At 67.1% G+C, this 22,347-nt stretch carries 22 protein-coding genes; 21 read left to right on the top strand and 1 reads right to left on the bottom strand.

Annotation, left to right across the window (positions count from 1 at the left end; genetic code table 11):
* Window positions 1-30: 30 nt before the first annotated feature.
* The 17 genes from bamA (at window position 31) to ABSH63_RS09460 (ending at window position 18,803) form a co-directional block, all read left to right on the top strand.
* The gene (gene bamA, locus ABSH63_RS09540) at window positions 31-2,334 is read left to right on the top strand and encodes an outer membrane protein assembly factor BamA (protein ID WP_352889310.1); all 2,304 of its coding nucleotides are present in this window, start codon (window positions 31-33) and stop codon (window positions 2,332-2,334) included.
* Between the two features lie 27 nt (window positions 2,335-2,361).
* On the top strand, window positions 2,362-2,886 hold the full coding sequence (locus ABSH63_RS09535; protein WP_352889308.1) for an OmpH/Skp family outer membrane protein: 525 nt from the start codon (window positions 2,362-2,364) through the stop codon (window positions 2,884-2,886).
* Window positions 2,887-2,970: 84 nt separating this feature from the next.
* The gene (gene lpxD, locus ABSH63_RS09530; protein WP_352889306.1) at window positions 2,971-4,029 is read left to right on the top strand and encodes a UDP-3-O-(3-hydroxymyristoyl)glucosamine N-acyltransferase; all 1,059 of its coding nucleotides are present in this window, start codon (window positions 2,971-2,973) and stop codon (window positions 4,027-4,029) included.
* A gap of 16 nt (window positions 4,030-4,045) precedes the next feature.
* Window positions 4,046-4,510, top strand: a complete 465-nt coding sequence (gene fabZ / locus ABSH63_RS09525) for a 3-hydroxyacyl-ACP dehydratase FabZ (protein ID WP_352889385.1) — start codon at window positions 4,046-4,048, stop codon at window positions 4,508-4,510.
* The gene (gene lpxA, locus ABSH63_RS09520) at window positions 4,507-5,286 is read left to right on the top strand and encodes an acyl-ACP--UDP-N-acetylglucosamine O-acyltransferase (protein ID WP_352889304.1); all 780 of its coding nucleotides are present in this window, start codon (window positions 4,507-4,509) and stop codon (window positions 5,284-5,286) included. The genes fabZ and lpxA overlap by 4 nt, the downstream gene beginning before the upstream one ends.
* The gene (gene lpxB, locus ABSH63_RS09515; RefSeq protein ID WP_352889303.1) at window positions 5,283-6,440 is read left to right on the top strand and encodes a lipid-A-disaccharide synthase; all 1,158 of its coding nucleotides are present in this window, start codon (window positions 5,283-5,285) and stop codon (window positions 6,438-6,440) included. Before lpxA ends, lpxB begins: the two co-directional genes overlap by 4 nt.
* On the top strand, window positions 6,437-7,072 hold the full coding sequence (rnhB, locus tag ABSH63_RS09510; RefSeq protein WP_352889301.1) for a ribonuclease HII: 636 nt from the start codon (window positions 6,437-6,439) through the stop codon (window positions 7,070-7,072). The genes lpxB and rnhB overlap by 4 nt, the downstream gene beginning before the upstream one ends.
* Window positions 7,069-10,674: a DNA polymerase III subunit alpha gene (dnaE, locus tag ABSH63_RS09505; protein WP_352889300.1), complete on the top strand. Its 3,606-nt coding sequence runs from the start codon at window positions 7,069-7,071 to the stop codon at window positions 10,672-10,674. Before rnhB ends, dnaE begins: the two co-directional genes overlap by 4 nt.
* A gap of 45 nt (window positions 10,675-10,719) precedes the next feature.
* Window positions 10,720-11,682, top strand: coding sequence for an acetyl-CoA carboxylase carboxyltransferase subunit alpha (locus ABSH63_RS09500; protein WP_352889298.1), 963 nt, complete (start codon window positions 10,720-10,722; stop codon window positions 11,680-11,682).
* 10 nt (window positions 11,683-11,692) lie between these two features.
* Window positions 11,693-12,631, top strand: a complete 939-nt coding sequence (gene tilS, locus ABSH63_RS09495) for a tRNA lysidine(34) synthetase TilS (RefSeq protein WP_352889297.1) — start codon at window positions 11,693-11,695, stop codon at window positions 12,629-12,631.
* Between the two features lie 53 nt (window positions 12,632-12,684).
* Entirely contained in the window at window positions 12,685-14,364 is a 1,680-nt protein-coding gene (pyrG, locus tag ABSH63_RS09490) for a CTP synthase (protein ID WP_352889296.1), read from the top strand.
* The gene (gene kdsA, locus ABSH63_RS09485; RefSeq protein WP_352889295.1) at window positions 14,361-15,209 is read left to right on the top strand and encodes a 3-deoxy-8-phosphooctulonate synthase; all 849 of its coding nucleotides are present in this window, start codon (window positions 14,361-14,363) and stop codon (window positions 15,207-15,209) included. Before pyrG ends, kdsA begins: the two co-directional genes overlap by 4 nt.
* Before the next feature lie 84 nt (window positions 15,210-15,293).
* On the top strand, window positions 15,294-16,589 hold the full coding sequence (eno, locus tag ABSH63_RS09480) for a phosphopyruvate hydratase (RefSeq protein WP_352889293.1): 1,296 nt from the start codon (window positions 15,294-15,296) through the stop codon (window positions 16,587-16,589).
* A gap of 5 nt (window positions 16,590-16,594) precedes the next feature.
* Window positions 16,595-16,873: a septum formation initiator family protein gene (locus ABSH63_RS09475; RefSeq protein WP_352889291.1), complete on the top strand. Its 279-nt coding sequence runs from the start codon at window positions 16,595-16,597 to the stop codon at window positions 16,871-16,873.
* Window positions 16,874-16,906: 33 nt separating this feature from the next.
* Window positions 16,907-17,632 carry a 2-C-methyl-D-erythritol 4-phosphate cytidylyltransferase gene (ispD, locus tag ABSH63_RS09470; RefSeq protein WP_352889290.1) on the top strand — a complete coding sequence of 242 codons (726 nt, stop codon included), beginning with the start codon at window positions 16,907-16,909 and terminating at the stop codon, window positions 17,630-17,632.
* Entirely contained in the window at window positions 17,629-18,111 is a 483-nt protein-coding gene (gene ispF, locus ABSH63_RS09465) for a 2-C-methyl-D-erythritol 2,4-cyclodiphosphate synthase (RefSeq protein WP_352889288.1), read from the top strand. Before ispD ends, ispF begins: the two co-directional genes overlap by 4 nt.
* Window positions 18,112-18,143: 32 nt before the next feature.
* On the top strand, window positions 18,144-18,803 hold the full coding sequence (locus tag ABSH63_RS09460; RefSeq protein ID WP_352889287.1) for a TetR/AcrR family transcriptional regulator: 660 nt from the start codon (window positions 18,144-18,146) through the stop codon (window positions 18,801-18,803).
* An 11-nt stretch (window positions 18,804-18,814) separates the two neighbouring features.
* On the opposite strand, the gene ABSH63_RS09455 is transcribed toward ABSH63_RS09460, so the two are convergent.
* Entirely contained in the window at window positions 18,815-19,336 is a 522-nt protein-coding gene (locus ABSH63_RS09455) for a Smr/MutS family protein (RefSeq protein ID WP_352889285.1), read from the bottom strand.
* A gap of 151 nt (window positions 19,337-19,487) precedes the next feature.
* On the opposite strand from ABSH63_RS09455, the gene surE reads away from it, so the two are divergent.
* The 4 genes from surE to ABSH63_RS09435 are packed head-to-tail and all read left to right on the top strand — an operon-like array spanning window position 19,488 to window position 22,280.
* On the top strand, window positions 19,488-20,234 hold the full coding sequence (surE, locus tag ABSH63_RS09450; RefSeq protein ID WP_352889284.1) for a 5'/3'-nucleotidase SurE: 747 nt from the start codon (window positions 19,488-19,490) through the stop codon (window positions 20,232-20,234).
* 14 nt (window positions 20,235-20,248) lie between these two features.
* Window positions 20,249-20,902, top strand: coding sequence for a protein-L-isoaspartate(D-aspartate) O-methyltransferase (locus tag ABSH63_RS09445; protein WP_352889282.1), 654 nt, complete (start codon window positions 20,249-20,251; stop codon window positions 20,900-20,902).
* Window positions 20,902-21,486, top strand: coding sequence for a YqaA family protein (locus ABSH63_RS09440; protein ID WP_352889281.1), 585 nt, complete (start codon window positions 20,902-20,904; stop codon window positions 21,484-21,486). Before ABSH63_RS09445 ends, ABSH63_RS09440 begins: the two co-directional genes overlap by 1 nt.
* A complete protein-coding gene (locus tag ABSH63_RS09435) occupies window positions 21,468-22,280 on the top strand; it encodes a peptidoglycan DD-metalloendopeptidase family protein (protein WP_352889279.1) in 813 nt (270 codons plus the stop codon). Before ABSH63_RS09440 ends, ABSH63_RS09435 begins: the two co-directional genes overlap by 19 nt.
* Window positions 22,281-22,347: the final 67 nt, after the last annotated feature.

The following is a 22,347-nucleotide window of genomic DNA, read 5'->3' as shown; positions in this document are numbered from 1 at the left end:
AACCGACCGAACAACCAGACACGCATCCCGGTGAGATCCCTCAAGTATCCGAAGACCGCGATGGCCTGCGCGGTCGCCGCCCTGGCTTTGGCAGGGCAGGCGTTCGCGTTCCAGCCGTTCCAGATTCGCGACATCCGTGCAGAGGGGCTCCAGCGCCTGGAAATCGGCACGGTGCTGACCTATCTGCCGCTCGCCGTCGGCGACGAGCTCAACCCGTCCACGTCGCGGCAGGCGATTCGCGCGCTGTATCGCTCCGGCTTGTTCCAGGACATCCAGTTCGAGCGCGACGGCGATGTGCTGGTGATCCGCGTGCAGGAGCGCCCGGCGATCACGCGCTTCGAGATCGACGGCAACGACAAGGTCGGCGGCAATGAGCTCAACGAATCGTTGAAAAACCTCGGTCTGGCCGAGGGCGAGCTGTTTCGCCGCGACCTGCTCGATCAAGTCGAGCAGGAGCTGCGCCGCCAGTACTACGCCAACGGCTACTACGACGTCGAGATCGACACTCAGGTCACCGAGGAGCCGAACAACCGCGTCAGCCTCAAGATCGACGTGACCGAGGGCAAGGTCACCAAGATCGCCGACGTCAACATCATTGGCAACACCGCCTTCGACGACGAGACGCTGCTCGAACAGTTCGAACTCAAGGCCACCAACTGGATGCCGTTCCAGCGCTCGGACCGCTACTCCAAGCAGAAGCTCGGTGGCGATCTGGAGAAGCTCCAGGCCTGGTACCAGGACCGCGGCTACCTGAAGTTCAACGTGCGCTCGGTGCAGGTCGCGCTGACGCCGGAGAAGGAATCGATCTACATCACCGTCAACATCGACGAAGGCGAGATCTACACGGTCAAGGACAGCCGTTACTCCGGCGAGACCATCCTCAACGAAAGCTTCCTCGAAGCCCTGACGACCACGCGCGCGGGCGACATCTTCTCGCGCAAACAGGCCACCGATACCGCCGACCGCATCGAAGCGGCGCTATCGGACATCGGCTATGCCTTCGCCGAGGTCAATCCGATCCCAGAGATCGACGAGGAAAAGCGCGAGGTCCGTATCAACTATTACATCCAGCCGGGCAAGCGCGCCTACGTGCGGCGCATCAACTTCGTCGGCAACGTCGGCACCAACGACGAGACGCTGCGTCGCGAAATGCGCCAGCTCGAAGCGGCGCCGTTCTCCAAGTCGGCGGTCGAGCGCTCGCGCGTGCGTCTGGCGCGCCTGCCGTACATCGAGGAGGCGGAGGTCGAAACGCAGCCGGTGGCCGGCAGCGACGATCTGGTCGACATCGTATTCCGCGTCAAGGAGCGCCCGCCCGGTTCGGTGCAATTCGGCGTGGGTTACTCGGGTGCGGCCGGCTTTCTGGTGACCGGACAGATCACGCACACCAACTTTCTCGGCACCGGCAATCGCATCGACGCGTCGATCGAGAACAACACGATCGCGCGCGCGATCAATCTGGGTTGGACCGACCCGTACTTCACCGAGGATGGCATCAGCCAGACGATCTCGCTGTTCTATCGCGAGTCCGAGTCGGTGATCCGCTTTTCGTCCGGGTTCAACTCCAACATCGTCGGCGCGAACCTGACCTACGGCATTCCGCTATCGGAATTCGTCGCCTTGCGCGCCGGTTTCGGTTTCGAGGAGGTCGCGCTGGAGACTTTCGCCGGCACCACCTCGGACGAGGTGCTCGAGTTCGTCGTGCGCAACGGCACGCGCTTTTCGACTTACCAGGCGCGCACCGGCATCAGCTACGACTCGCGCAACCGCACCTTCTTCGCGACACGCGGCGCGCTGCACGCGCTGTCGATCGACATCGCCGTGCCGGGCAGTGACATCGAGTATTTCAACGCCAGTTACCGCGGACAGCTGTTCCTGCCACTGCCGTTCGATTTCGTCATGCAGTTCAACAGCGCGGTCGGTTACGTCGATGGCTACGGTCGCAGCAGCGACGTGCCGCCCTACGAGAATTTCTTTGCCGGCGGTCCGCGCACGGTGCGCGGCTATCGGGACGGTTCGCTCGGTCCGCTCGACAGCCCGTTCGGCAATCCGTTCGGCGGCAAGCTGCGCACGACGCTGCAGTCCGAGCTGATCATCCCGCTGCCGATCGAGAGCGACGGCCGCTCGACACGTTTGTATGGATTCTTCGACATCGGCAACGTGTTCGCCGAGCCGCGCGATTTCGAGTTCAACGAGCTGCGGCAGTCAGCGGGACTGGCGTTTTCCTGGTTCACCCCGTTCCTTGGCCTGCTGGAAATGAGCTATGCGTTCCCGCTGAACGCGCAAGTGGGTGACCGCACCGATCGCTTCCAGATCACCTTCGGCGCCGGCTTCTGACCGGCGCCGCCGACTTCAGGACTATCGATGAGAGAGACCATGACGATGCTCAAGACCGTACTCTTTGCCACCGCCGTCGCCGCCTGCGCGTGGGTCGCCACGCCGGCACTGGCGCAGGAGCTGAAGATCGCTTCGATCCGCTCCAACGAGCTGCTGCAGCAGTCGCCGCAGTTCAAGCAGGGGCAGGAAAAGATGAAGCAGGAGTTTGAGCGGCGCGCCAACGATCTGGAGGCCGAGGCCAAGAAGCTGGGCGAGGACATCAAGGCGTTCCAACGCGAAGCCGAGTTGCTGAGCTCCGCAGATCGGGCGCGCAAGGAAAAGGACCTGAACACGCGCAAGATCGACTTCGAGTACAAGACCCGTCAGTTCCAAGAAGAGCGTCAGACCCGTGAGCGTCAGCTCTTCGCCGAGATGATGACCAAGATCAAAGGCGTGATCGAGGCGGTGGCCAAGGAAAAGGGTGTGACCATGGTGATCGAAAACCCAGTCTACGCGGCCGATGAGCTCGATATCACCGATGAGGTGCTCGCGCGCCTGCAATCGGCCAACTGAGGTCTTGCCGTCGCTCTCGGGCGTGAGTGGACAGGATCGTGCCGACCGCGCGGCTGCGCATCACGTCGATCGTGGGGTGAAGCCATGCCGGCATTGACTCTCGGTGAGATCGCCCAGCGCCATGGGCTGAAGCTGGTCGGCGATGCCGACGTCGTGATCGATGGCGTCTGCACGCTACTGCCGGGTCGTGCCGGCGGCATCGCCTTTCTCAGCGACGCCAAGTTGCGCGCTCGGCTCGCCGAGAGCGCCGCCAGCGCGGTCATCGTCAGCGAGCGCGACGCTGCGGGTCTGCGCAGTGCGGGCCTGATCGCCGCCGATCCCTATCTGGCTTATGCGCGGATCGCGCGCCTGTTCGATCCGGATCGCGCGTTCGCCCCGGGGCGGGACGTCAGCGCGCGGATCGCCGCCGATGCCCGCATCGGCGAAGGCTGCTGGATCGGTCCGCAGGCGGTGATCGAGTCGGGCGTCGAGCTCGGGCCGGGTGTGTTCGTCGGGCCGGGCGTGGTGATCGGCCGCGATGCGCGCGTCGGCGAACACAGCCGCCTGCTGGCCAACGTCTACGTCGGCCCGCGCGTGCGGCTCGGCGCGCGGTGTCAGGTGCAGCCGGGTGCGGTGATCGGCGCGCGTGGCTTCGGCAATGCGCGTGGTCCGGATGGCTGGGAGGAGGTGCCGCAGCTCGGTAGCGTGCGTGTCGGCGACGACGTCGAGATCGGCGCCAACACCTGTATCGACCGCGGCACGATCGAGGACACGGTGATCGAGGACGGCGTGCGCCTGGACAACCTGATCCAGATCGGACACAACTGCCGCATCGGCGCGCACACCGCGATCGCCGCGTGCACCGGTATCGCCGGCAGCACCCGCATCGGTCGGCGCTGTATGATCGGCGGGGCGGCCGGCATCGCCGGGCACATCGAAATCGCCGACGACGTGGTGCTGCTGGGTCGCGCGATGGTCACCGGTTCGATCACGCGCAAAGGGGTGTACGGTTCGGGCTTGCCGCTCGACGAGGTCCGCGAGTGGCGCAAGACGGTCGCGCGCGTGCGACGACTGGGGCGTCTGGACGAGCGCGTTCGGGCGCTGGAGCGCGCGCGGGGCATGGCAGCCGTCTCCGACACCAAGGCCAACGAGGACGGTGCTTGAGGCGATGTCTGGAACGATGCTCGATATTGGCGAGATTCTGAACCTGCTGCCGCACCGCTACCCGTTCCTGCTGGTCGATCGGGTGCTGTCGATCGAGGACGATGGGCGGGTGCTCACGGCCATCAAGAACGTGACCTACAACGAGCCGTTCTTCCCCGGTCATTTCCCGGGGCTGCCGACGATGCCGGGCGTGCTGATCCTCGAAGCCATGGCCCAGGCCTGCGGCATTCTCGCGATCCAAAAATCCGGCGTGCGCAAGGATTCGGGGTTCATCCTCTACTTCGCCGGCATCGACGCCTGCCGCTTCAAGCGGCCGGTGGTGCCGGGCGACCAGTTGCGTTTTCGCGTCGAGCTGGACAAGCAAAAACGCGATCTGTGGAAGTTCAAGGCGCAGGCCAGCGTGGACGGCGAACTCGCCTGCGCGGCCGATATGATGTGCGCACTCAAGAACGCCGGCCGCGATACCACCACGGACACATGAGTCGCATCCACCCCACGGCGATCGTCGATCGCGAGGCCGAACTGGACGATACCGTCGAAGTCGGCCCGTACACGGTGATCGGTGCCGGTGTGCGCATCGGGGCCAATACCTGGATCGGGCCGCACGTGGTGCTGCGCGGTCCGATGACGATCGGCCGTGACAACCGGATCTTCCAGTTCGCCTCCCTCGGCGAGATCTCGCAGGACAAGACGGCACGCCACGACGACGACACGCGCGTGGAGATCGGCAACGGCAACACCATCCGCGAGTATGTGACCATCCAGCGGGGCACGCTCAAGGAGCAGGGCCTGACCCGGGTCGGCGACGACAACTGGATCATGGCGCAGTGCCATATCGCGCACGACTGCCTAATCGGCTCGCAGACGGTATTGGCCAATGGCACGACGCTGGCCGGGCACGTGACCGTCGAAGACCATGTCGGTCTCGGCGGCTATACGCTGGTACACCAGTTCTGTCGCATCGGCGCGCATGCCTATACCGGTGGCGGTGCGGTCGTGCTGCGTGACCTGCCGCCGTTCGTGATCGCCGAGGGCCAGCCGGCGCGTCCGCGCGGCATCAACACCGAGGGTCTGAAGCGCCGCGGCTTCACGGCTCAGGACATCGAGGCGATCAAGGACGCCTACAAGGTGATCTATCTATCGGGCGCGCTCATGAGCGAGGTCAAGCTGCGGCTGGCCGAGATGGCGAAGCGCTCACCGCACGTGGGCCGCATGCTCGCCTTCATCGAGTCATCGAAGCGCGCGCTGTCGCGATGACACGCGCCGCGCCGCGCGTCGCCTTCATCGCCGGCGAGATCTCCGGCGACATCCTCGGCGGCGCGATCATCCGCGCCTTGCGCGCGCGACGAGCCGACGTGCACTGCTATGGCGTCGCCGGTCCGCGCATGGTCGCCGCCGGCTGCCAGGCCATCGAGTCGATCGAGGCGCTGTCGGTCATGGGGCTCGCCGAGGTGCTGCGCGAACTGCCACGGTTGCTGCGGCTGCGTCGCTCGCTGGCCGAGCGCCTGCTGCGCGAACGTCCGGATCTGGTCGTCGGCATCGATGCGCCGGATTTCAACCTGGGCCTCGAACGGCGCCTGCGGGAAGCCGGCCTGCGCACGGTGCACGTGGTCAGTCCCACTGTGTGGGCGTGGCGCGCCGGTCGGGTCAAGACCATCGCGCGCGCGGTCGAGCGCATGCTTTGTCTGTTCCCGTTCGAGCCGGACTGGTACGCCGGGCACGGCGTGGCCGCGGATTACATCGGCCATCCGCTCGCCGACGAGATCGAGGCGGACACGGACGCCGCCGCCGCGCGCCGAGCGCTGGCGCTGCCGTCCGGCGGCCCGTTGCTGACGGTGATGCCAGGCAGCCGTGGCAGCGAGATCCGCTATCTGGCGCCGGTGTTCGCGCAGGCGGCCGCGGCGCTGCATCGCGTGCTGCCGGATCTTCACGCGATCACGCCGGTGGCCAAGCCCGCGCTGCGCGCCGGCATCGAGCGCGCGATCGCAAAGCACGCACCGGCGCTGCCGTGGACGCTGATCGACGGCGATTCGCGCGCGGCCCTGCGCGCCGGCGATGCGGTGCTCGTTGCCTCGGGCACGGCGACGCTGGAGGCGCTCCTGACCGGGCGGCCGATGGTGGTCGCCTACCGCGGCAGTGCGCTGACGGCGTTCTTGATGCTGCGTCTGGGTTTGCTCAAGACCCGCCATGTGAGCCTGCCGAACCTCTTGTGCGCGGCCCCGGTCGTGCCGGAGCTATTGCAGGATGCGGCGACGCCGCTGGCGCTGGCGAACGAGCTGCTCGCGTTGTTGCGCGAACCGTCGCTGCGCGCGCGCCAGCTCGATGCCTTCGTGCCGGTACGCGCCAGCTTGCGCTGCAATGCCGGCGCGCGCGCCGCGCAGATCCTTGATGCCATGCTGGATCCGGCATGAGCGGGACAGCGCCGCGGTGCGAGCTGCCGAGCGCCGGGCAGTCCACGCTGCCGGTGGGCGCCATCGCCGGTATCGACGAAGCCGGGCGCGGCTGTCTGGCCGGTCCGGTCTATGCGGCGGCGGTGGTGTTCGGCGCGCGGATACCGCCGGGCCTCAAGGATTCGAAGAAGCTGTCGGCGGCTCGACGCGAGGTCTTGTTCGACGAAATCCACGCCTGCGCGATCGACCGCAGCATCGCCTGGGCCGATGCGGCTGAGATCGATTCGCTCGACATCTTGCGTGCAACCTGGCTGGCGATGCAGCGCGCGGTCGCCGGCCTGCGCAGGCCGCCGCAGGAGGCCTGGGTCGACGGCAACCAGGCGCCGCCGCTGGCCTGCCCCGTGCGCACCATCGTCGGCGGCGATGCGCTCGAACCGGCGATCATGGCGGCGAGCATCCTCGCCAAGGTCGCGCGCGACCGCGCGATGTGCGCGCTCGACCGCAGCCACCCCGGTTATGGTTTCGCGCAACACAAGGGCTATGGCACGCGCGCGCATCTGGCGGCGCTGCGCCGACTGGGTCCGAGCCCGATTCATCGCATGAGCTTCGCGCCGTGCAAGCAGGGCTCGCTCGATCTGACGGTGCGCGCATGAGCGATTTCGTCCACTTGCGCGTGCATACCGAGTTTTCGCTGACCGACGGCATCGTGCGCGTCGAGCCGCCCAAGCGCAAAGGCGGCGGTGTCGGCGATACCCTGACTTCACGCGCCGCAGAGCTGGGATATCCGGCGATTGCCATCACCGATCGCAACAACCTGTTCGCGATGGTGAAGTTTTACAAGGCTGCGGAGCAGCACGGGATCAAGCCCATCGTCGGCGTCGACCTGTCACTGGAGGAACGGATCGTCCAGGAGGGGCCGGAGCGTCTGACCCTGTTGGTACAGAACCAGACCGGTTATGCGAACCTCGCGCGCCTGATCTCGCTCGGCTACACCGAAGGTCAGGCCAGCGGCCAGCCGCTGATCCGCTGGGACTGGCTCGCCGCGCATGCCGATGGTCTGATCGCACTCAGCGGCCGCGACGGCGGCGTGTTTCGTGCGGCCCGCAACGATAGGGTCGACGCCGCGCTGGCGCACCTGCAAGCGCTGCAGGCGATCTTTCCGCAACGCTTGTATCTGGAGATCGCCCGCTGCGGCCGGCCGGGCGACGAGGACTGGGTCGATGCGGCCTGTGCGCTGTCGCGGCACAGCGGCGTGCCGGTGGTGGCGACGAACGACGTGCGCTTTCTCGACGCCGCCGACTTCGATGCGCACGAGGCGCGCGTGTGTATCGCCCAGGGGCGCGTGCTCGGCGATGAACGCCGGCCGCGCGAGTACACCCCCGAGCAGTACCTCAAGTCACCGGCGCAGATGGCCGAGCTGTTCGCCGACATCCCCGAGGCCTTGCGCAACAGCGTCGAAATCGCACGCCGCTGTTCGCTGACGCTCAATTTCGCGCCGCCGTACCATCTGCCGAACTTCCCGGTGCCGGACGGGCACAGTACGGACTCATGGCTGCGCCAACGCGCGCACGCGGGTCTGAAGGAACGCTTCGAGGAGCGCCGGGCGGCGTCAGGGCTCGCCGCCGAGCCCGAGGTCTATCTCGAGCGGCTCGACTACGAACTGGGCATCATCGAGAAAATGGGCTTCGCCGGATACTTTTTGGTGGTGTCCGACTTCATCCAGTGGGCCAAGCGCAATGGCTGCCCGGTGGGCCCCGGCCGCGGTTCCGGCGCCGGTTCGCTGGTCGCCTATGCGATCCGTATCACCGATCTGGACCCGCTGCCGTACAACCTGCTGTTCGAGCGCTTCCTCAATCCCGAGCGCGTGTCCATGCCCGACTTCGACGTCGACTTCTGCATGGACAACCGCGACCGCGTGATCGACTACGTCACGCACAAATACGGACGCGAGCGTGTCGGTCAGATCATCACCTACGCGACGATGGCGGCGCGCGGCGTCGTGCGCGATGTCGCGCGCGTGCTTGGTCACGGCTACGGTTTCGGCGACTCGATCGCCAAGCTGGTGCCGGCGACCCCCGGCGCGACGCTGGCCGAGGCGATCGAGACCGTGCCGGAGCTCAAGCGCCGCTACGAGGCCGAGGAGGACACGCGCGCGGTGCTCGATCTCGGGCTTGCGCTCGAAGGCATCACGCGTGGCGTCGGCGTGCACGCCGGCGGCGTGGTCATCGCGCCGCAGCCGCTGACCGACTACGCGCCGCTGTTCTGCGAGCCCGGTGGCGGGGGCATGCGCACACAGCTGGACATGAAGGATCTGGAGATGGTCGGGCTGGTCAAGTTCGACTTTCTCGGCCTCAAGACGCTGACGGTGATCGAGGAGGCGGTGTCGAACATTGCGCGCCGATGCGGCGAGCGCATCGACATGCTCCGGCTACCCCTCGACGACGCCGAGACCTATGCGCTCTACGCCTCGGGCCGCACGGGCGCGGTGTTCCAGATGGAATCGCCGGGCATGCAGCGCGCCTCGACCGATCTCAAGCCCGATACCTTCGAGGACATCATCGCGCTGGTCTCGCTGTACCGGCCGGGGCCGATGGAGCTGATCCCCGAGTACTGCGCGCGCAAGCGCGGCGACGCGCCGGTGGAATACCTACATCCCGACATGGCGCCGGTGCTGGCCCCGACCTACGGCATCTTCGTCTACCAGGAACAGGTGATGCAGATCTCGCAGCGCCTTGCCGGTTACACGCTCGGTGGCGCCGATCTGTTGCGCCGCGCGATGGGCAAGAAGAAGCCCGACGAGATGGCCAAGCAGCGTCAGATCTTCACCGACGGTGCGGTCGCGCGCGGAGTCGATGCCCAGACTGCCGGCAAGATCTTCGACTTGATGGAGAAGTTCGCCAACTACGGCTTCAACAAGTCGCACGCCGCGGCCTACGCCCTGGTGTCGTACCAGACGGCGTGGCTCAAGACTCATTACCCGGCGGAGTTCATGGCCGCGGTGCTGTCCTGCGAGATGGCGCATCCGGACTCGGTGGTGGCGATGCGCGAGGAATGCCTGCGCATGGGTTTGCAGGTATTGCCGCCGGACATCAACCAGAGCGAGATCCGCTTCACCGTGCCGGCGCCGGGCCAGATCCGCTACGGTCTGGGGGCGATCAAGGGCGTCGGCGAGGGCATGCTCGAAGGCATTCTCGCCGAGCGCAGCCGCAGCGGAGCATTCCGCGACTTGTTCGACTTTTGCAAGCGCATCGACACGCGCAAGGCCAACAAGCGTGTACTCGAAGCGCTGATCTTCTCCGGCGCACTCGACGGCCTTGGGCCCAATCGCGCCACGCTGCTGCGCAACCTACCCAAGGCCCTGCAGGTCGCCGAGGCCGCGGCGCAGCAGGCCAGCACCGGCCAGGAAGACCTGTTCGGCTCGGTCGCCAACGCGATCGAGGCGCCGGGCGGCATCGAGCTCGAAGTCGAACCGGAATGGCCGCTGCGCGAGCGCTTGGCGCGCGAGCGCGAGACCCTGGGCTTTTACCAGTCCGGTCATCCGCTCGATGCCCATGCCGAGCTCATCGAGCAGGTGTGCAGCGGCCGGCTGCCCGAGCTGCTGCGGCAGCAGTTGCCCAGTGCGCCCGCCTCAGGCCGCAATGGCTGGCAGCCACGCAACAAGGTCTTGTTCGCCGCCTGGGTCAAGGACCTACGCTTCTTCCGCGGCGATCCCGCCGCAGAAGGGCGTAGTGCGCGTGCCAGCTACCGGGTGACGGTCGAGGACGCCGGCTGTGAGCTGTCGTGCTGGATCGACGCCGAGGAGTTCGAGCCGATGCAGGCCGCGGTCAAGGCCGACTCCCTGGTTTTCGTCCTGGGCGAGATCGGCCTGTCGCCGCCGCGCGAGGGACGGGATCCGGAACCCAGGCTGTACGCGCCGGAGTTTTATGGACTCGACCAGATCCTGCGGGACTACGCGCACCGGCTCACACTGACCTGGACGCGGCCGGCCGGCGACGTGATGGCGTTGCGGCGCATGCTGATGCCGCGGCGCGTACCGGATGGGTTGAGCACCGAGGTCTTGTATCAAAACGGTGCGATCGCCTGTGTGCTCGATTTTCCGGGCGAGTGGCGCTTGCGCCTGGACGACACGCTGCTGCAGGAACTGCGCCGACTACTGGGTGAGGACTGCGCTAAAGTCTCGTTCCGCAAGTACGTGGCTCCGGCCGGCGAGCGTCGCTACGCGACGGCGGCTGGCGGAACCGACGATGACGAGTAGCCGAGCCGCCCTGCGGACCGGCTCGGGGAGCGTCAAAGGCATTCCATGAACCTGAACTACCTGGAATTCGAGCAGCCGATCGCGGAACTCGAGCAGAAGATCGAGGAGCTGCGCTTCGCCACCTCTGGCTCGGGCGTCAACCTGACCGAGGAGATCGAGCGCCTGCAAATCAAGAGCCGCGAGCTCACCGAACAGATCTTCAGCCGGCTGACACCGTGGCAGATCGCCCAGGTGGCGCGCCACCCGCAGCGGCCGTATGCGCTCGATTACATCAAGGCGCTGTTCACCGAATGGGAAGAGCTGCACGGTGATCGTCACTACGCCGACGATCCGAGCATCGTGGGCGGCCTCGCGCGCCTCGACGGGCGCGCGGTGGTCGTGATCGGACAGCAGAAAGGCCGCGACGCCAAGGAGCGCGTGTTCCGCAACTTCGGCATGCCCAAACCCGAGGGTTATCGTAAGGCGCTGCGCCTGATGAAGCTGGCCGAGAAGTTCAGTCTGCCGCTTTTGACCTTGATCGACACGCCGGGCGCGTATCCGGGTATCGGTGCCGAGGAGCGCAACCAATCCGAGGCGATCGCGCGCAATCTGTTCGAACTGTCGCGGCTGCGCACGCCGGTGCTGGCGACGGTGATCGGCGAGGGCGGGTCCGGCGGTGCGCTCGCGCTCGGCGTCGCCGACCACGTGATGATGCTCCAGTACAGCATCTATTCGGTGATCTCGCCCGAGGGCTGCGCGTCGATCCTGTTCAAGAACGCCAGTCGCGCGCCCGAGGCGGCCGAGGCGATGCGCATCACGGCCAGCGATCTGTATCAGCACAAGCTGATCGATGAAATCGTGCCCGAGCCGCTCGGGGGCGCACACCGCGATGCCACGGCGATGATGAACGCGCTCAAGCAAAAGCTCAAAGCCAACCTCGAGCGGCTGTGCCAACAGCCGATGAGCAAGCTGCTGGCGGCGCGCTACGACAGGCTCTTGGCATACGGCGCGTTCACCATCACACGCTGAGCGCAGCGTCGTGCCGGCGCTCAAGCTGCCGCCGCCGCCGCTCGGGCCTCGTGGGCGCCTCTGGGTCGGCTACAGCGGCGGCTGCGATTCCGCCGTTCTGCTCGATCTGCTGCACGCCTGCGGCCTGCCGGTGCGTGCCGTGCACGTGCACCACGGCCTGCAGCAGCCGGCCGACGACTGGGCGCGCCATTGCCGGCGCTTCTGTCGGATGCGCGGGATCGCGCTGCGCGTGCTGCGTGTGGCACCGGACCGACGTCATCCCCAGGGGCCGGAGGCGGCGGCGCGCGCGGCGCGCTACGCGGCCTTCGTGCCGCTGCTGCGCGCCGGCGACGTGCTGGCGCTGGCACATCATCGCGACGATCAGGCCGAAACCGTGCTGATGCGGGCGCTGCGCGGTTGCGGCATCGCCGGTCTGGGCGCGATGCGGGCGACCGAGCCGCTGGGCGAGGGTCTGCTGTGGCGGCCGCTGCTCGCGGTGAGCCGCGCACGGCTGCGCGAGATCGCGCGCGAGCGCGGCATCGACTGGATCGAGGATCCGCACAATGACGATCCGCGTTATACCCGCGCCTTCCTACGCCGGCAGGTGATGCCGCTTTTGGCTGCGCACTTTCCGTCGGCACCGACGCAGCTCGCCAAGCTGGCGGCGCACGCACAGGGCGCCGAGCGCCTGCTGGCGCAGCTCGCGGACGAGGACGCCGCGCGCTGCGCCGACGGTGATGCGCTCGACGTCGCCGCGCTGCTGAGGCTTACGGCCGAGCGGCGCCGCAACCTGATCTATCACCGCTGGTGCGCGCTCGGTCTTCTGCCGCCACCGCAGTCCTGGTACGCCGAACTGGAGCGCAGCGTGCTGCGCGCACGCGGCGATGCCACGCCGCTGCTGGTGTGCGGGGACGGTGAGGTGCGCCGACATCGCGGCCGCTTGTATCTGTCGCGGCGCGTATCCAATTGAGTGAACGCGCGAAGCTCACGTAAAATTCGCGAAACCCACCGCCGTTATGTCCCATGGCCGACGCGCCGCATCAGACGCGATACATTTTCGTGACCGGGGGCGTGGTGTCTTCACTGGGCAAGGGCATCGCCGCGGCGTCGCTGGGCGCGATCCTCGAATCGCGGGGCTTGAAGGTCAGCATGATCAAGCTCGACCCGTACATCAACGTGGATGCCGGGACGATGAGCCCGTTCCAGCACGGCGAGGTGTTCGTCACCGAAGACGGCGCCGAGACCGATCTGGACCTGGGGCACTACGAGCGCTTCTTGCGGGGCAAGACCACGCGCTGGTCCAACCTGACCACCGGCCAGGTTTATCGCAACGTGCTCGACAAGGAGCGTCGCGGCGATTACCTGGGTAAGACCGTCCAGGTGATTCCGCACATCACCGACGAGATCCAGGCCAGCGTGCTCAAGGGTGCGGCCGGCGCCGACATCTGCATCGTCGAAATCGGCGGCACCGTCGGTGACATTGAGTCGCTCCCGTTTCTCGAAGCGATCCGCCAGATGGGGGTCGAGCTGGGGCGTTCACATGCCCTGTACATGCATCTGACGCTGGTGCCCTTCGTCAAGGCCTCGGGCGAGCTCAAGACCAAGCCGACGCAACACTCGGTCAAAGAATTGCGCGGCATCGGCATCCAGCCGGACGTGCTGGTGTGCCGCACCGAACGGCCCTTGCCCGACGGCGAACGCCGCAAGATCGCGCTGTTCACCAATGTCCCGTACAAGGCGGTGATCGCCGCCGTCGATGTCGATGACATCTACAAGATTCCCGGCTGGCTGCACCAGCAGGGCCTCGACGATCTGGTCGTGCAGCACTTCGGGCTCGAATGTCGCAAGGCCGACCTCACCGCCTGGGAGCGCCTGGTCGAGGCGCGCCTGTCGGCGGACATCGACGTGCAGATCGCCATGGTCGGCAAGTACGTGGATCTGGCCGACGCCTACAAGTCGCTCAACGAGGCGCTGCACCACGCGGGCATGCACACCGCGACGCGGGTCAAGATCCGCTACGTCGAGTCGGAGACGCTGGAGACGCAAGGTCTGCGCGCCCTGCAGGGTGTCGATGCCATCCTCGTGCCCGGTGGCTTCGGCGAGCGCGGCATCGAGGGCAAGATCTTGGCCGCACGCTACGCGCGCGAGAACCGCATTCCCTACCTCGGCATCTGCCTGGGCATGCAGGTCGCGGTGATCGAGTTCGCGCGCAACGTCTGTGGCCTGGAGAGGGCACACAGCACCGAGTTCGATCCGAAGACGCCGCATCCGGTGATCGCACTGGTCACCGAATGGCGCGATGCCCAAGGGCGCCTGCACACGCGCACGCTGGAGTCCAACAAGGGCGGCACCATGCGCCTGGGCGCCCAGGCCTGCCGCCTCAAGGCCGGCTCCAAGTCGCGCGCGCTGTACAATGCCGAGATCATCAACGAGCGACATCGCCACCGCTTCGAATTCAACAACAACTACAAGCAACGCCTCGCCGATGCCGGTCTCGATCTGGTCGCCGAATCGGTCGAGAACGAGCTGGTCGAGATGATCGAGCTACCCCAGCATCCGTTCTTCATCGGCTGCCAGTTCCATCCCGAGTTCACGTCGACGCCGCGTGACGGCCATCCGCTGTTCGAGGGCTTCGTGCGCGCGGCGCGCGAGCATCATCTGGCCCACCAGAGCGCGGCCGACGCCGCGGCGAAGGTCGCATGAAGCTGCTCGGGCGCGACGTCGGCGGCACCGCGCCGATCTTCCTGATCGCCGGTCCCGATACGCTGGAATCGGAAGCCCTGGCGCTGGAAGTGGCCGGGCATATCAAGCCGATCGCCGAGCGTCTGGGCGTGCTGTATATCTTCAAAGGCTCTTTCGACAAGGCCAACCGCAGCTCGCACCAGAGCTACCGCGGCCCCGGCCTGCAGAAGGGCCTCGAGATCCTGGAGAGCGTCAAGCGGCAGATCGGCGTGCCGGTGCTCACCGACGTCCACGAGGATACGCCACTCAATGAGGTCGCCAGCGTCGTCGACGTGATCCAGACGCCGGCCTTTTTGTGCCGGCAGACCAACTTCATGCAGAACGTCGCGCGCACCGGCCGGCCCGTGAACGTCAAGAAAGGCCAGTTCATGTCGCCGTGGGAGATGGGCAACGTCATCGACAAGATGACGGCCGTCGCCCCCCATCAATTCCTGCTGTGCGAACGTGGCTTTTCCTTCGGCTACAACAACCTGGTTGCCGACATGCGCGGCCTGGCGATCATGCGCAAGTTCGCACCGGTGGTCTTCGACAGCACCCACACCGTGCAACTGCCGGGCGGGCAGGGACACGCCTCCGGCGGCATGCGCGAGATGATTCCGGTGCTGGCGCGCGCCGCCGTCGGCGCCGGCGTCGCCGGTGTGTTCATGGAAACCCATCCGCGTCCGGACCAGGCACTGTGCGATGGACCCAACTCGCTGCCGCTCGGGTACATCGAGTCACTGTTGACGACGCTGGTCGAGCTCGACCGCACGGTGAAGGCCAGCGGGATGCTCGAAGCACAATTGTCCGCAGACCGGGGCGGATGAACACGGATCCCGCATCCGGTTCAGCGCGCCCGTGCGTTCGTCTGCGGACGGATTTCGTCGTCGTGAAAGGAAAGCCATAAGCCGATGTCTGCCATTACAAACGTAACCGCTCTGGAAATCATCGACTCGCGCGGCAACCCGACGGTCGAGGCCTGCGTCACGCTCGCCTCCGGCGCGCGCGGCATCGCCGCGGCGCCCTCCGGTGCCTCCACCGGCACGCGCGAGGCGGTCGAGCTGCGCGACGGCGCGCCCGCAAAGGGCAAGGCCCGGTACCTCGGCAAGGGTGTGCAAAAGGCAGTGAAGAACGCCGAAGGGCCGCTGGCCAAGGCGATCATCGGCCTGGACGCGCAGGACCAGGCGCGCGTGGATGCGACGATGATTGCGCTCGACGGCACGCACAACAAGGCCAAGCTCGGCGCCAATGCGATTCTCGCGATCTCGCTGGCGACGGCCAAGGCCGCGGCCGCCGAGAAGGGCGTGTCGCTGTACCGGCATCTGGGCGGGCTCGGCAGTCGCACGCTGCCGGTGCCGATGATGAACGTGATCAACGGCGGCGCACACGCCGACAACAATGTCGACATTCAGGAGTTCATGATTCTGCCGGTCGGCGCAGCGAGCTTTTCCGAGGCGCTGCGCTGCGGCGCCGAGATCTTCCACACCCTCAAGAAGGTGCTGCAGGCCAAGAAGCTCAATACTGCGGTCGGCGACGAGGGCGGTTTCGCCCCGGATCTGCCGTCGAACGCCGCGGCGCTCGATTGTCTCGTCGATGCCATCGCCAAGGCCGGCTACAGACCAGGCAAGGACGTCTACCTGGGCCTGGACGTGGCGTCGAGCGAGTTCTACGACAAAGGGCAGTACCACCTGCACGGCGAAGGCAAGTCGTTCACCTCCGAGCAGTTCGCCGAGTTTCTCGCCGGGCTGTGCGCGAAGTACCCGATCATTTCGATCGAGGATGGCTGCGCCGAGAACGACTGGAAGGGCTGGAAGGTCCTCACCGACAAGCTCGGAGGCAAGGTGCAGCTCGTCGGCGACGATCTGTTCGTCACCAACACCAAGATCCTTGCCGAAGGCATCGCCAAGGGCATCGCCAACGCGATCCTGATCAAGCCGAACCAGATCGGCACGCTCACCGAGACGCTCGATGCCATCGAGATGGCGACCGTCGCCGGTTACTCCAGCGTCGTCTCGCATCGTTCGGGCGAGACCGAGGATGCGACCATCGCCGACATCGCCGTGGGTTCCACTGCCACGCAGATCAAGACCGGCTCGCTGTGTCGCTCGGATCGCATGGCCAAGTACAACCAGTTGCTGCGCATCGAGCGCGAGCTCGGCAGCCGTGCGCGCTATCCGGGGGCGTCCGCGTTTCCGGTGGCCTTGTAGTGATGATGGCCAGTCGCGTCGCGCTCGGTGGGTTGATGCTGCTCTTGCTGGCGCTGCAGTGGCGGCTGTGGATCGCCGACGGCGGCATCGCCCACACCCACCGACTCAAGCAGCAAGCGCAAGCGATGCGCGACGAAAATGACGTGCTGCGCGCGCGTAATGCCGCGCTCGACGCCGAGGTGCGCGATCTGGGCGAAGGCACGGCCGCGATCGAGGCGCGGGCGCGCACGACCCTGGGCATGATCAAGGACGGCGAGACCTTCTACCTCGTCGTCAATCCCTGATCGTGCAGCCATGCCCGCGGGGTTGATGCGGCCGTGACCCGGCAGGCACGCAACGGTGTGACGCGCTACTGGGCGGTGGTCCCGGCGGCCGGTGGCGGCACGCGCATGAACCTGGGGCGCCCCAAACAGTACGTCGAGCTGCGCGCGCGGACTCTGCTCGAATGGAGCGTCGCACCGTTTCTGGATCTCGGCTGGATCGATGGCGTCGTTCTCGTGCTGGCGCGTAACGATGGCGAGTACGCGCGGCTGCCGCTCTCGCGCCATCCGCGCGTGCACACCGCGATCGGCGGCGCCGCACGTGCCGAGTCGGTGCTCGCCGGTCTGGCCGTCGTCGCCGAGCACAGCCGCGGCTTTCGCGACGTGCGCGTGCTGGTGCACGACGCCGCGCGCCCCTGCGTGGCGCGCAGTGACATCGAGCGTCTGCGCGACGAGGCCGACGAGCGCCACGGCGGCTTGCTGGCGCTGCCGCTGACCGACACGCTCAAACGCAGCCAGCACAACCGCTCGGTCGAAACCCTGGATCGTCGCGAGTTCTGGCGCGCGCAGACGCCGCAGTTGTTCGGTCTGGAGGCGCTGCGCGCGGCGCTGCGCGAGAGCATCGACGCCGGCATCGAGGTCACCGACGAGGCGAGCGCAATGGAGCGCGCCGGTGTGCAGCCGCGCCTGGTGCGTGGGCGCGAATCCAACATCAAGGTCACGTTCCCGGAGGATCTGCGGCTCGCCGACTTCTGGCTCGCGCGGCAGGAGCAAGCGCCATGAACGCCTTACGTATCGGTCACGGCTTCGACACGCACCGACTCGAAGCCGGCGACGGGGTGACGCTGGGCGGCGTGCGCATCGCCTGTCCGTACCGCATCGTCGCGCATTCAGATGGCGACGTGCTGATCCACGCGCTGTGCGATGCGCTGCTCGGTGCGATCGGCGGCGGTGACATCGGACGCCTGTTCCCGGACAGCGACCCGCGGTTCAAGGGTATCGATAGCCGTCGCTTGCTCGCCGAGGTGATGCGGCGGGTGTGCGCCGCCGGCTATGCCGTCGTCAACGCCGACCTCTGCTTGATCGCGCAGGTGCCGCGCGTCGCGCCGCACGTCGATGCGATGCGTGCGGCGCTCGCGGCCGAGCTGGGCACGACGGCCGATCAGGTCAACGTCAAGGCGACGACCAACGAAGGCATGGACGCCATCGGCGCGCGCAAAGGCATCGCCGCGCACGCCGTCGTGTTGCTGCAACGCGTCTAGCGCGCCGCATCCTGCGGGACTACACTCAGCCGATGCTGCACGCCGCCACCGAAGCCCAAGCAGACAAAGGTCGCCGCTGGAGTCGCCGCGACACGCGCGAGGCGATACTCGAATGCGCCGAGGAGCTGCTGCAGCGACGCGGCTATGGCGGCTTCGCCTATCAGCACATCGCCGTGCAGCTCGGCATCCGTAACGCCGCGATCCACTACCACTTTCCCGCCAAGGAGGATCTCGGCGTGGCGCTGGTGCGGCGCTACCGCGAGCGTTTCGCACAGTGGGTGGCCGCGTTGCCGGCGCAGCTCGACGCCTGGTCGCGGCTGCAGGCCTACTTTTCGACTTACCGAGCCTATCTCGCCGAACGCAAATCCAGCGACGACTGCCTGCTGTGCCCTGGTGGCGCGCTGGCTGCGGAGTTCTGCACGCTGCCGGAGCCGATGCGCCTGGAGATACGCCTGCTGATGCGCGACGTGCAGGATTGGCTTTGTGCGACGCTGGAGCAGGGGCGGCGCGACGGCGAGCTGCATTTCGAGGGCGATGCGCTCGACAAGGCAGTCGAGATCGGCGCCGCCTTGCAGGGTGGCCTGCAGATCGCGCGCATGTCCGGTGCGGCGCGCTTTTACCGGTTGCTCGACCAGCTCGCGCTCGAACTCAATCCGCTACGGGTCGAAGCCGCGGGCGGTTCCCTGCCGTAAGCGCGCGTGCGCTACGCCGCACGCAGCAAGACGTAGATCGCGCCGCTGCCGCCGTCGACCGGGCGCGCGCTGCAATAGGCCAGTACGTCGCGTCGACGCCGCAGCCAGCCGTCGAGCAGGCGCTTGAGTACCGGGCCGCTGTTCGGTGAGCGGTTGCCCTTGCCGTGGACGATGCGCACGCAGCGCTGGTCGCGCGCTGCGCAGTCGGCGAGAAAGACGCTGACCGCATGCTGGGCCTGGGCGCGGTTCATGCCGTGCAGGTCGAGGTCGCGCTCGATGCGGTAGTGGCCGCGACGCAGCCTGCGCAGCACGCCGTCCTGGACGCCGGGGGCGCGAAACTGCAGCGTCTCGCCGTGTTCGAGTCCGTCCGGGTCGGGCTCGGTGAGCAGTGAAGCGATCACCTCGCGGTCGTCGGCTTCGCGCTGGCGCGCACCCGGCGGCGGCCGGGGGGCGTGGGCAGCGGTGCGATCCGACGGCGGCAGCCGGCGCACGCCGCGCATGGCGTGTCGGAATAGCTTGACTTCCTCGTCCACGGCTATCTCCAGTGCAGGATCACCCGTTCGGCCCCGGCGAGCCGGCGGCCGCCCGATGCCTCGCAGCGGCGTGGTGCCGCAGCCTCAACCGCCCGTGATCCAGGCTGATGGGCATCGGGGCTGATAAACTTACACGAATCGATTCGCCCCCATGAAAATCCTACTTTCGAACGACGACGGCTGTATGGCGCCGGGCCTTCTGTGCCTGCGCGATGCGCTGCGCACTCGGCACGAGGTTACCGTGGTGGCCCCCGACCGCAACCGCAGCGGCGCCAGTAATTCGCTGACGCTGATGCACCCGCTGCGCGTGCAGCGCCACGCCGACGGCACCCTGTGCATCGACGGTACGCCGACCGACTGCGTGCACCTGGCGTTGTCGGGCCTTTTGGAGACTCGCCCGGACATGGTCGTCTCCGGTATCAATGCCGGCGCCAATCTCGGCGACGATACGCTGTACTCGGGTACGGTGGCGGCGGCGATGGAGGGGCGGCATCTGGGCTATTCGGCAATCGCGGTGTCGAACGTGTCCATCACGCCGCGCCACTATGACACCGCCGCTCGTGTGACCCTGCGCTTGGTTGAGCGCCTGCAGGCGGCGCCGCTTCCCGGCGATACGATTCTTAACGTGAACGTGCCCGATGTTCCTTTCGACGAGCTTCGCGGCTTCGAGGTCACCCGCCTGGGCAATCGTCACCGCGCCGAAGACGTGTTCGAATCCAAGGATCCACGCGGCCGAAAGATCTACTGGATCGGCGCTGCCGGTTCCGAGGCCGATTGCGGTCCGGGCACGGACTTTCATGCCATTGCGCAGGGCCGTGTCGCGATCACGCCGCTGCTGGTCGATCTGACGCGGCACGCCAGTCTGCGCCAACTCGGCGAGTGGGCCCAGGGCCTGTGAACGCGCCGCGTCCGATGCCGCAGACCGCAGGCGGAGCCATGCTCGCCGGCGCCCAGCAGCGCCTGGTCGACGAGCTGCGCCGGCAGGGGATCGACGACGAACGTGTGCTCGCCGTGATCGCCAAGGTGCCGCGCCACGAATTCGTCGACGATGCGCTCAAGAGCCGCGCCTACGAGAACAACGCGCTGCCGATCGGCCATGCGCAGACGATTTCGCAACCGCTGGTCGTGGCGATGATGACGATGGCCCTGCTGCGCGGCCGCAAGCCGCAGCGCGTGCTCGAGGTTGGCACCGGCAGCGGCTATCAGACGGCGATCCTCGCCGAGCTGGTGCCGACGGTGTTCACCGTCGAGCGGATCAAGCCGTTGTCCGAGCAAGCGCGTCGCCGGCTCGCGGCGCTGCGCTATCGCAACGTGCATTTCGGCTATGCCGACGGCATCAACGGCTGGCTGCCGTACGCGCCCTACGACGGCATCCTGGTGACCGCCGCAGCCGATGCCGTGCCGCCGGCGCTGATCAGCCAGCTCGCCCCCGGCGGTCGCCTGGTGATTCCGGTGGGAATGCAAGGTGCGCAAAGCCTGAGGCTGATCGAGCGTCGCGGCGCTGGCATCCATGAGCAGGATCTGGGGCGCGTCAGCTTCGTGCCGCTGTTGCCGGGCAAGCATTGATGCGCCTGTTCGCTCGGCTCTACGACTGGACCATGCGTGCCTCGCGGCATCGCCGCGCCAATTGGTACCTGGGCGCGGTCAGCCTCGCCGAGTCCTCGTTCTTTCCGATACCGCCAGACGTGATGCTGGCGCCGATGACGCTTGCGCGCCCGCGCGACTGGCTGGCACTGGCGGGTCTGACCACGGTGACCTCGGTGATCGGCGGCTTGTTCGGCTACGGCATCGGTTACTTTTTGCTCGACGCGAGCTTGCCGCTGATCGAGCGTCTCGGATATCTGCCCGCCTATGAGCAGGCCACGACTTGGTTCGAGCGCTACGGCTTCTGGGCGGTGTTTGCCGCAGGCTTCACGCCGATACCGTACAAGATCTTCACCGTCTCGGCCGGTGGTGCGCAGATGGCCTTGCTGCCATTTTTGCTCGGCTCCTTGATCGGTCGCGGCGGCCGCTTCTTTCTCGTCGCCGGCCTGGTGCGTGTACTCGGTCCGCGCATCGAGCCGAAGCTGCGAGCGTACGTCGATGCGATCGGCTGGATCGTGCTGGTGCTGCTGGTGCTCGGATTGCTGATATGGCAAGTCAGTCGTTGATGCGCGGCGTCGCCCTCGCCTGTGCCGTCGTGCTCGGCGGCTGCGCCGGTTGGTCGACGTGGGAGGAGGAACGCACGGTCGTGGTCCCCGAGCGCGTCGCCGGCGCCGACGAGTACGTCGTCGTGCGCGGCGACACGCTGTACTCGATCGCCTTTCGCAACCAGCTCGACTACCGCCAGCTCGCGCGCTGGAACGACATCGGCCCCAGCTATCTGATCTATCCGGGACAGGTGTTGCGGCTCAAGCCCAAGCCCGGCGTCGTGGTCGAACGCGAGCGCATCGTCACCGGCGAGATCGAGTCGGTCGGCATCGACGACGTCGCCATCGGCAAGCCGCGCGCGGCCAGTCCGGACAGTCCGCCGCCGCGCATGCCGCCTGCGCCCGAGGAGCCGCCGCAGACCGCCGTCGGCGGTTATCGATGGGGCCTGCCCACCGCCGGCAGCGTGATCCGCGGTTTCGGCGAGGGTGGCAATCGCGGCATCGATTTCGGCGGCAGCGATGGCCAGCCGATTTTCGCTGCGGCGCCCGGTCGCGTGGTCTACAGCGGCAATGCCTTGAAGGGCTACGGCGAGCTGATCATCATCAAGCACGACGAGCTGTTTTTGTCGGCCTACGGCTACAACGCGCAGCGCCACGTCAAGGAAGGCGATGTGGTCACGGCCGGCCAGCCGATCGCGACGATGGGGCGCGGTCCCGAGAACAGGCCGATGCTCCACTTCGAGATCCGCCGCAGCGGCAAGCCGGTGAACCCGGCCAAGCTGCTGCCGATGCCCACGGCCGCATCCGCGCGCTGAGCGCGCGGCTTTGCAAGTCGCAGGCGGCGACTCGATAATACCGGCCCTTTGCGTTCCGCCCGCCGCC

The organism is Sinimarinibacterium thermocellulolyticum (genome assembly GCF_040327995.1).
Lineage (GTDB): Bacteria > Pseudomonadota > Gammaproteobacteria > Nevskiales > Nevskiaceae > Solimonas > Solimonas thermocellulolyticum.
Note: the sequence above shows the minus strand (reverse complement) of the source record. Positions and strands in the feature narration are given on the sequence as shown.

Bases quoted from the DNA above. Each gene is read 5' to 3' on its own strand.
- eno (WP_352889293.1), top strand. From the start codon at position 15,294: ATGTCTGCCATTACAAACGTAACCGCTCTGGAAATCATCGACTCGCGC.
- ABSH63_RS09500 (WP_352889298.1), top strand. From the start codon at position 10,720: ATGAACCTGAACTACCTGGAATTCGAGCAGCCGATCGCGGAACTCGAG.
- rnhB (WP_352889301.1), top strand. From the start codon at position 6,437: ATGAGCGGGACAGCGCCGCGGTGCGAGCTGCCGAGCGCCGGGCAGTCC.
- ABSH63_RS09475 (WP_352889291.1), top strand. From the start codon at position 16,595: ATGGCCAGTCGCGTCGCGCTCGGTGGGTTGATGCTGCTCTTGCTGGCG.
- ABSH63_RS09435 (WP_352889279.1), top strand. From the start codon at position 21,468: ATGGCAAGTCAGTCGTTGATGCGCGGCGTCGCCCTCGCCTGTGCCGTC.
- dnaE (WP_352889300.1), top strand. From the start codon at position 7,069: ATGAGCGATTTCGTCCACTTGCGCGTGCATACCGAGTTTTCGCTGACC.
- fabZ (WP_352889385.1), top strand. From the start codon at position 4,046: ATGCTCGATATTGGCGAGATTCTGAACCTGCTGCCGCACCGCTACCCG.
- ABSH63_RS09460 (WP_352889287.1), top strand. From the start codon at position 18,144: ATGCTGCACGCCGCCACCGAAGCCCAAGCAGACAAAGGTCGCCGCTGG.
- ABSH63_RS09535 (WP_352889308.1), top strand. From the start codon at position 2,362: ATGAGAGAGACCATGACGATGCTCAAGACCGTACTCTTTGCCACCGCC.
- pyrG (WP_352889296.1), top strand. From the start codon at position 12,685: ATGGCCGACGCGCCGCATCAGACGCGATACATTTTCGTGACCGGGGGC.
- ispF (WP_352889288.1), top strand. From the start codon at position 17,629: ATGAACGCCTTACGTATCGGTCACGGCTTCGACACGCACCGACTCGAA.
- ABSH63_RS09440 (WP_352889281.1), top strand. From the start codon at position 20,902: ATGCGCCTGTTCGCTCGGCTCTACGACTGGACCATGCGTGCCTCGCGG.
- lpxB (WP_352889303.1), top strand. From the start codon at position 5,283: ATGACACGCGCCGCGCCGCGCGTCGCCTTCATCGCCGGCGAGATCTCC.
- surE (WP_352889284.1), top strand. From the start codon at position 19,488: ATGAAAATCCTACTTTCGAACGACGACGGCTGTATGGCGCCGGGCCTT.
- kdsA (WP_352889295.1), top strand. From the start codon at position 14,361: ATGAAGCTGCTCGGGCGCGACGTCGGCGGCACCGCGCCGATCTTCCTG.
- lpxA (WP_352889304.1), top strand. From the start codon at position 4,507: ATGAGTCGCATCCACCCCACGGCGATCGTCGATCGCGAGGCCGAACTG.
- lpxD (WP_352889306.1), top strand. From the start codon at position 2,971: ATGCCGGCATTGACTCTCGGTGAGATCGCCCAGCGCCATGGGCTGAAG.
- ABSH63_RS09445 (WP_352889282.1), top strand. From the start codon at position 20,249: ATGCCGCAGACCGCAGGCGGAGCCATGCTCGCCGGCGCCCAGCAGCGC.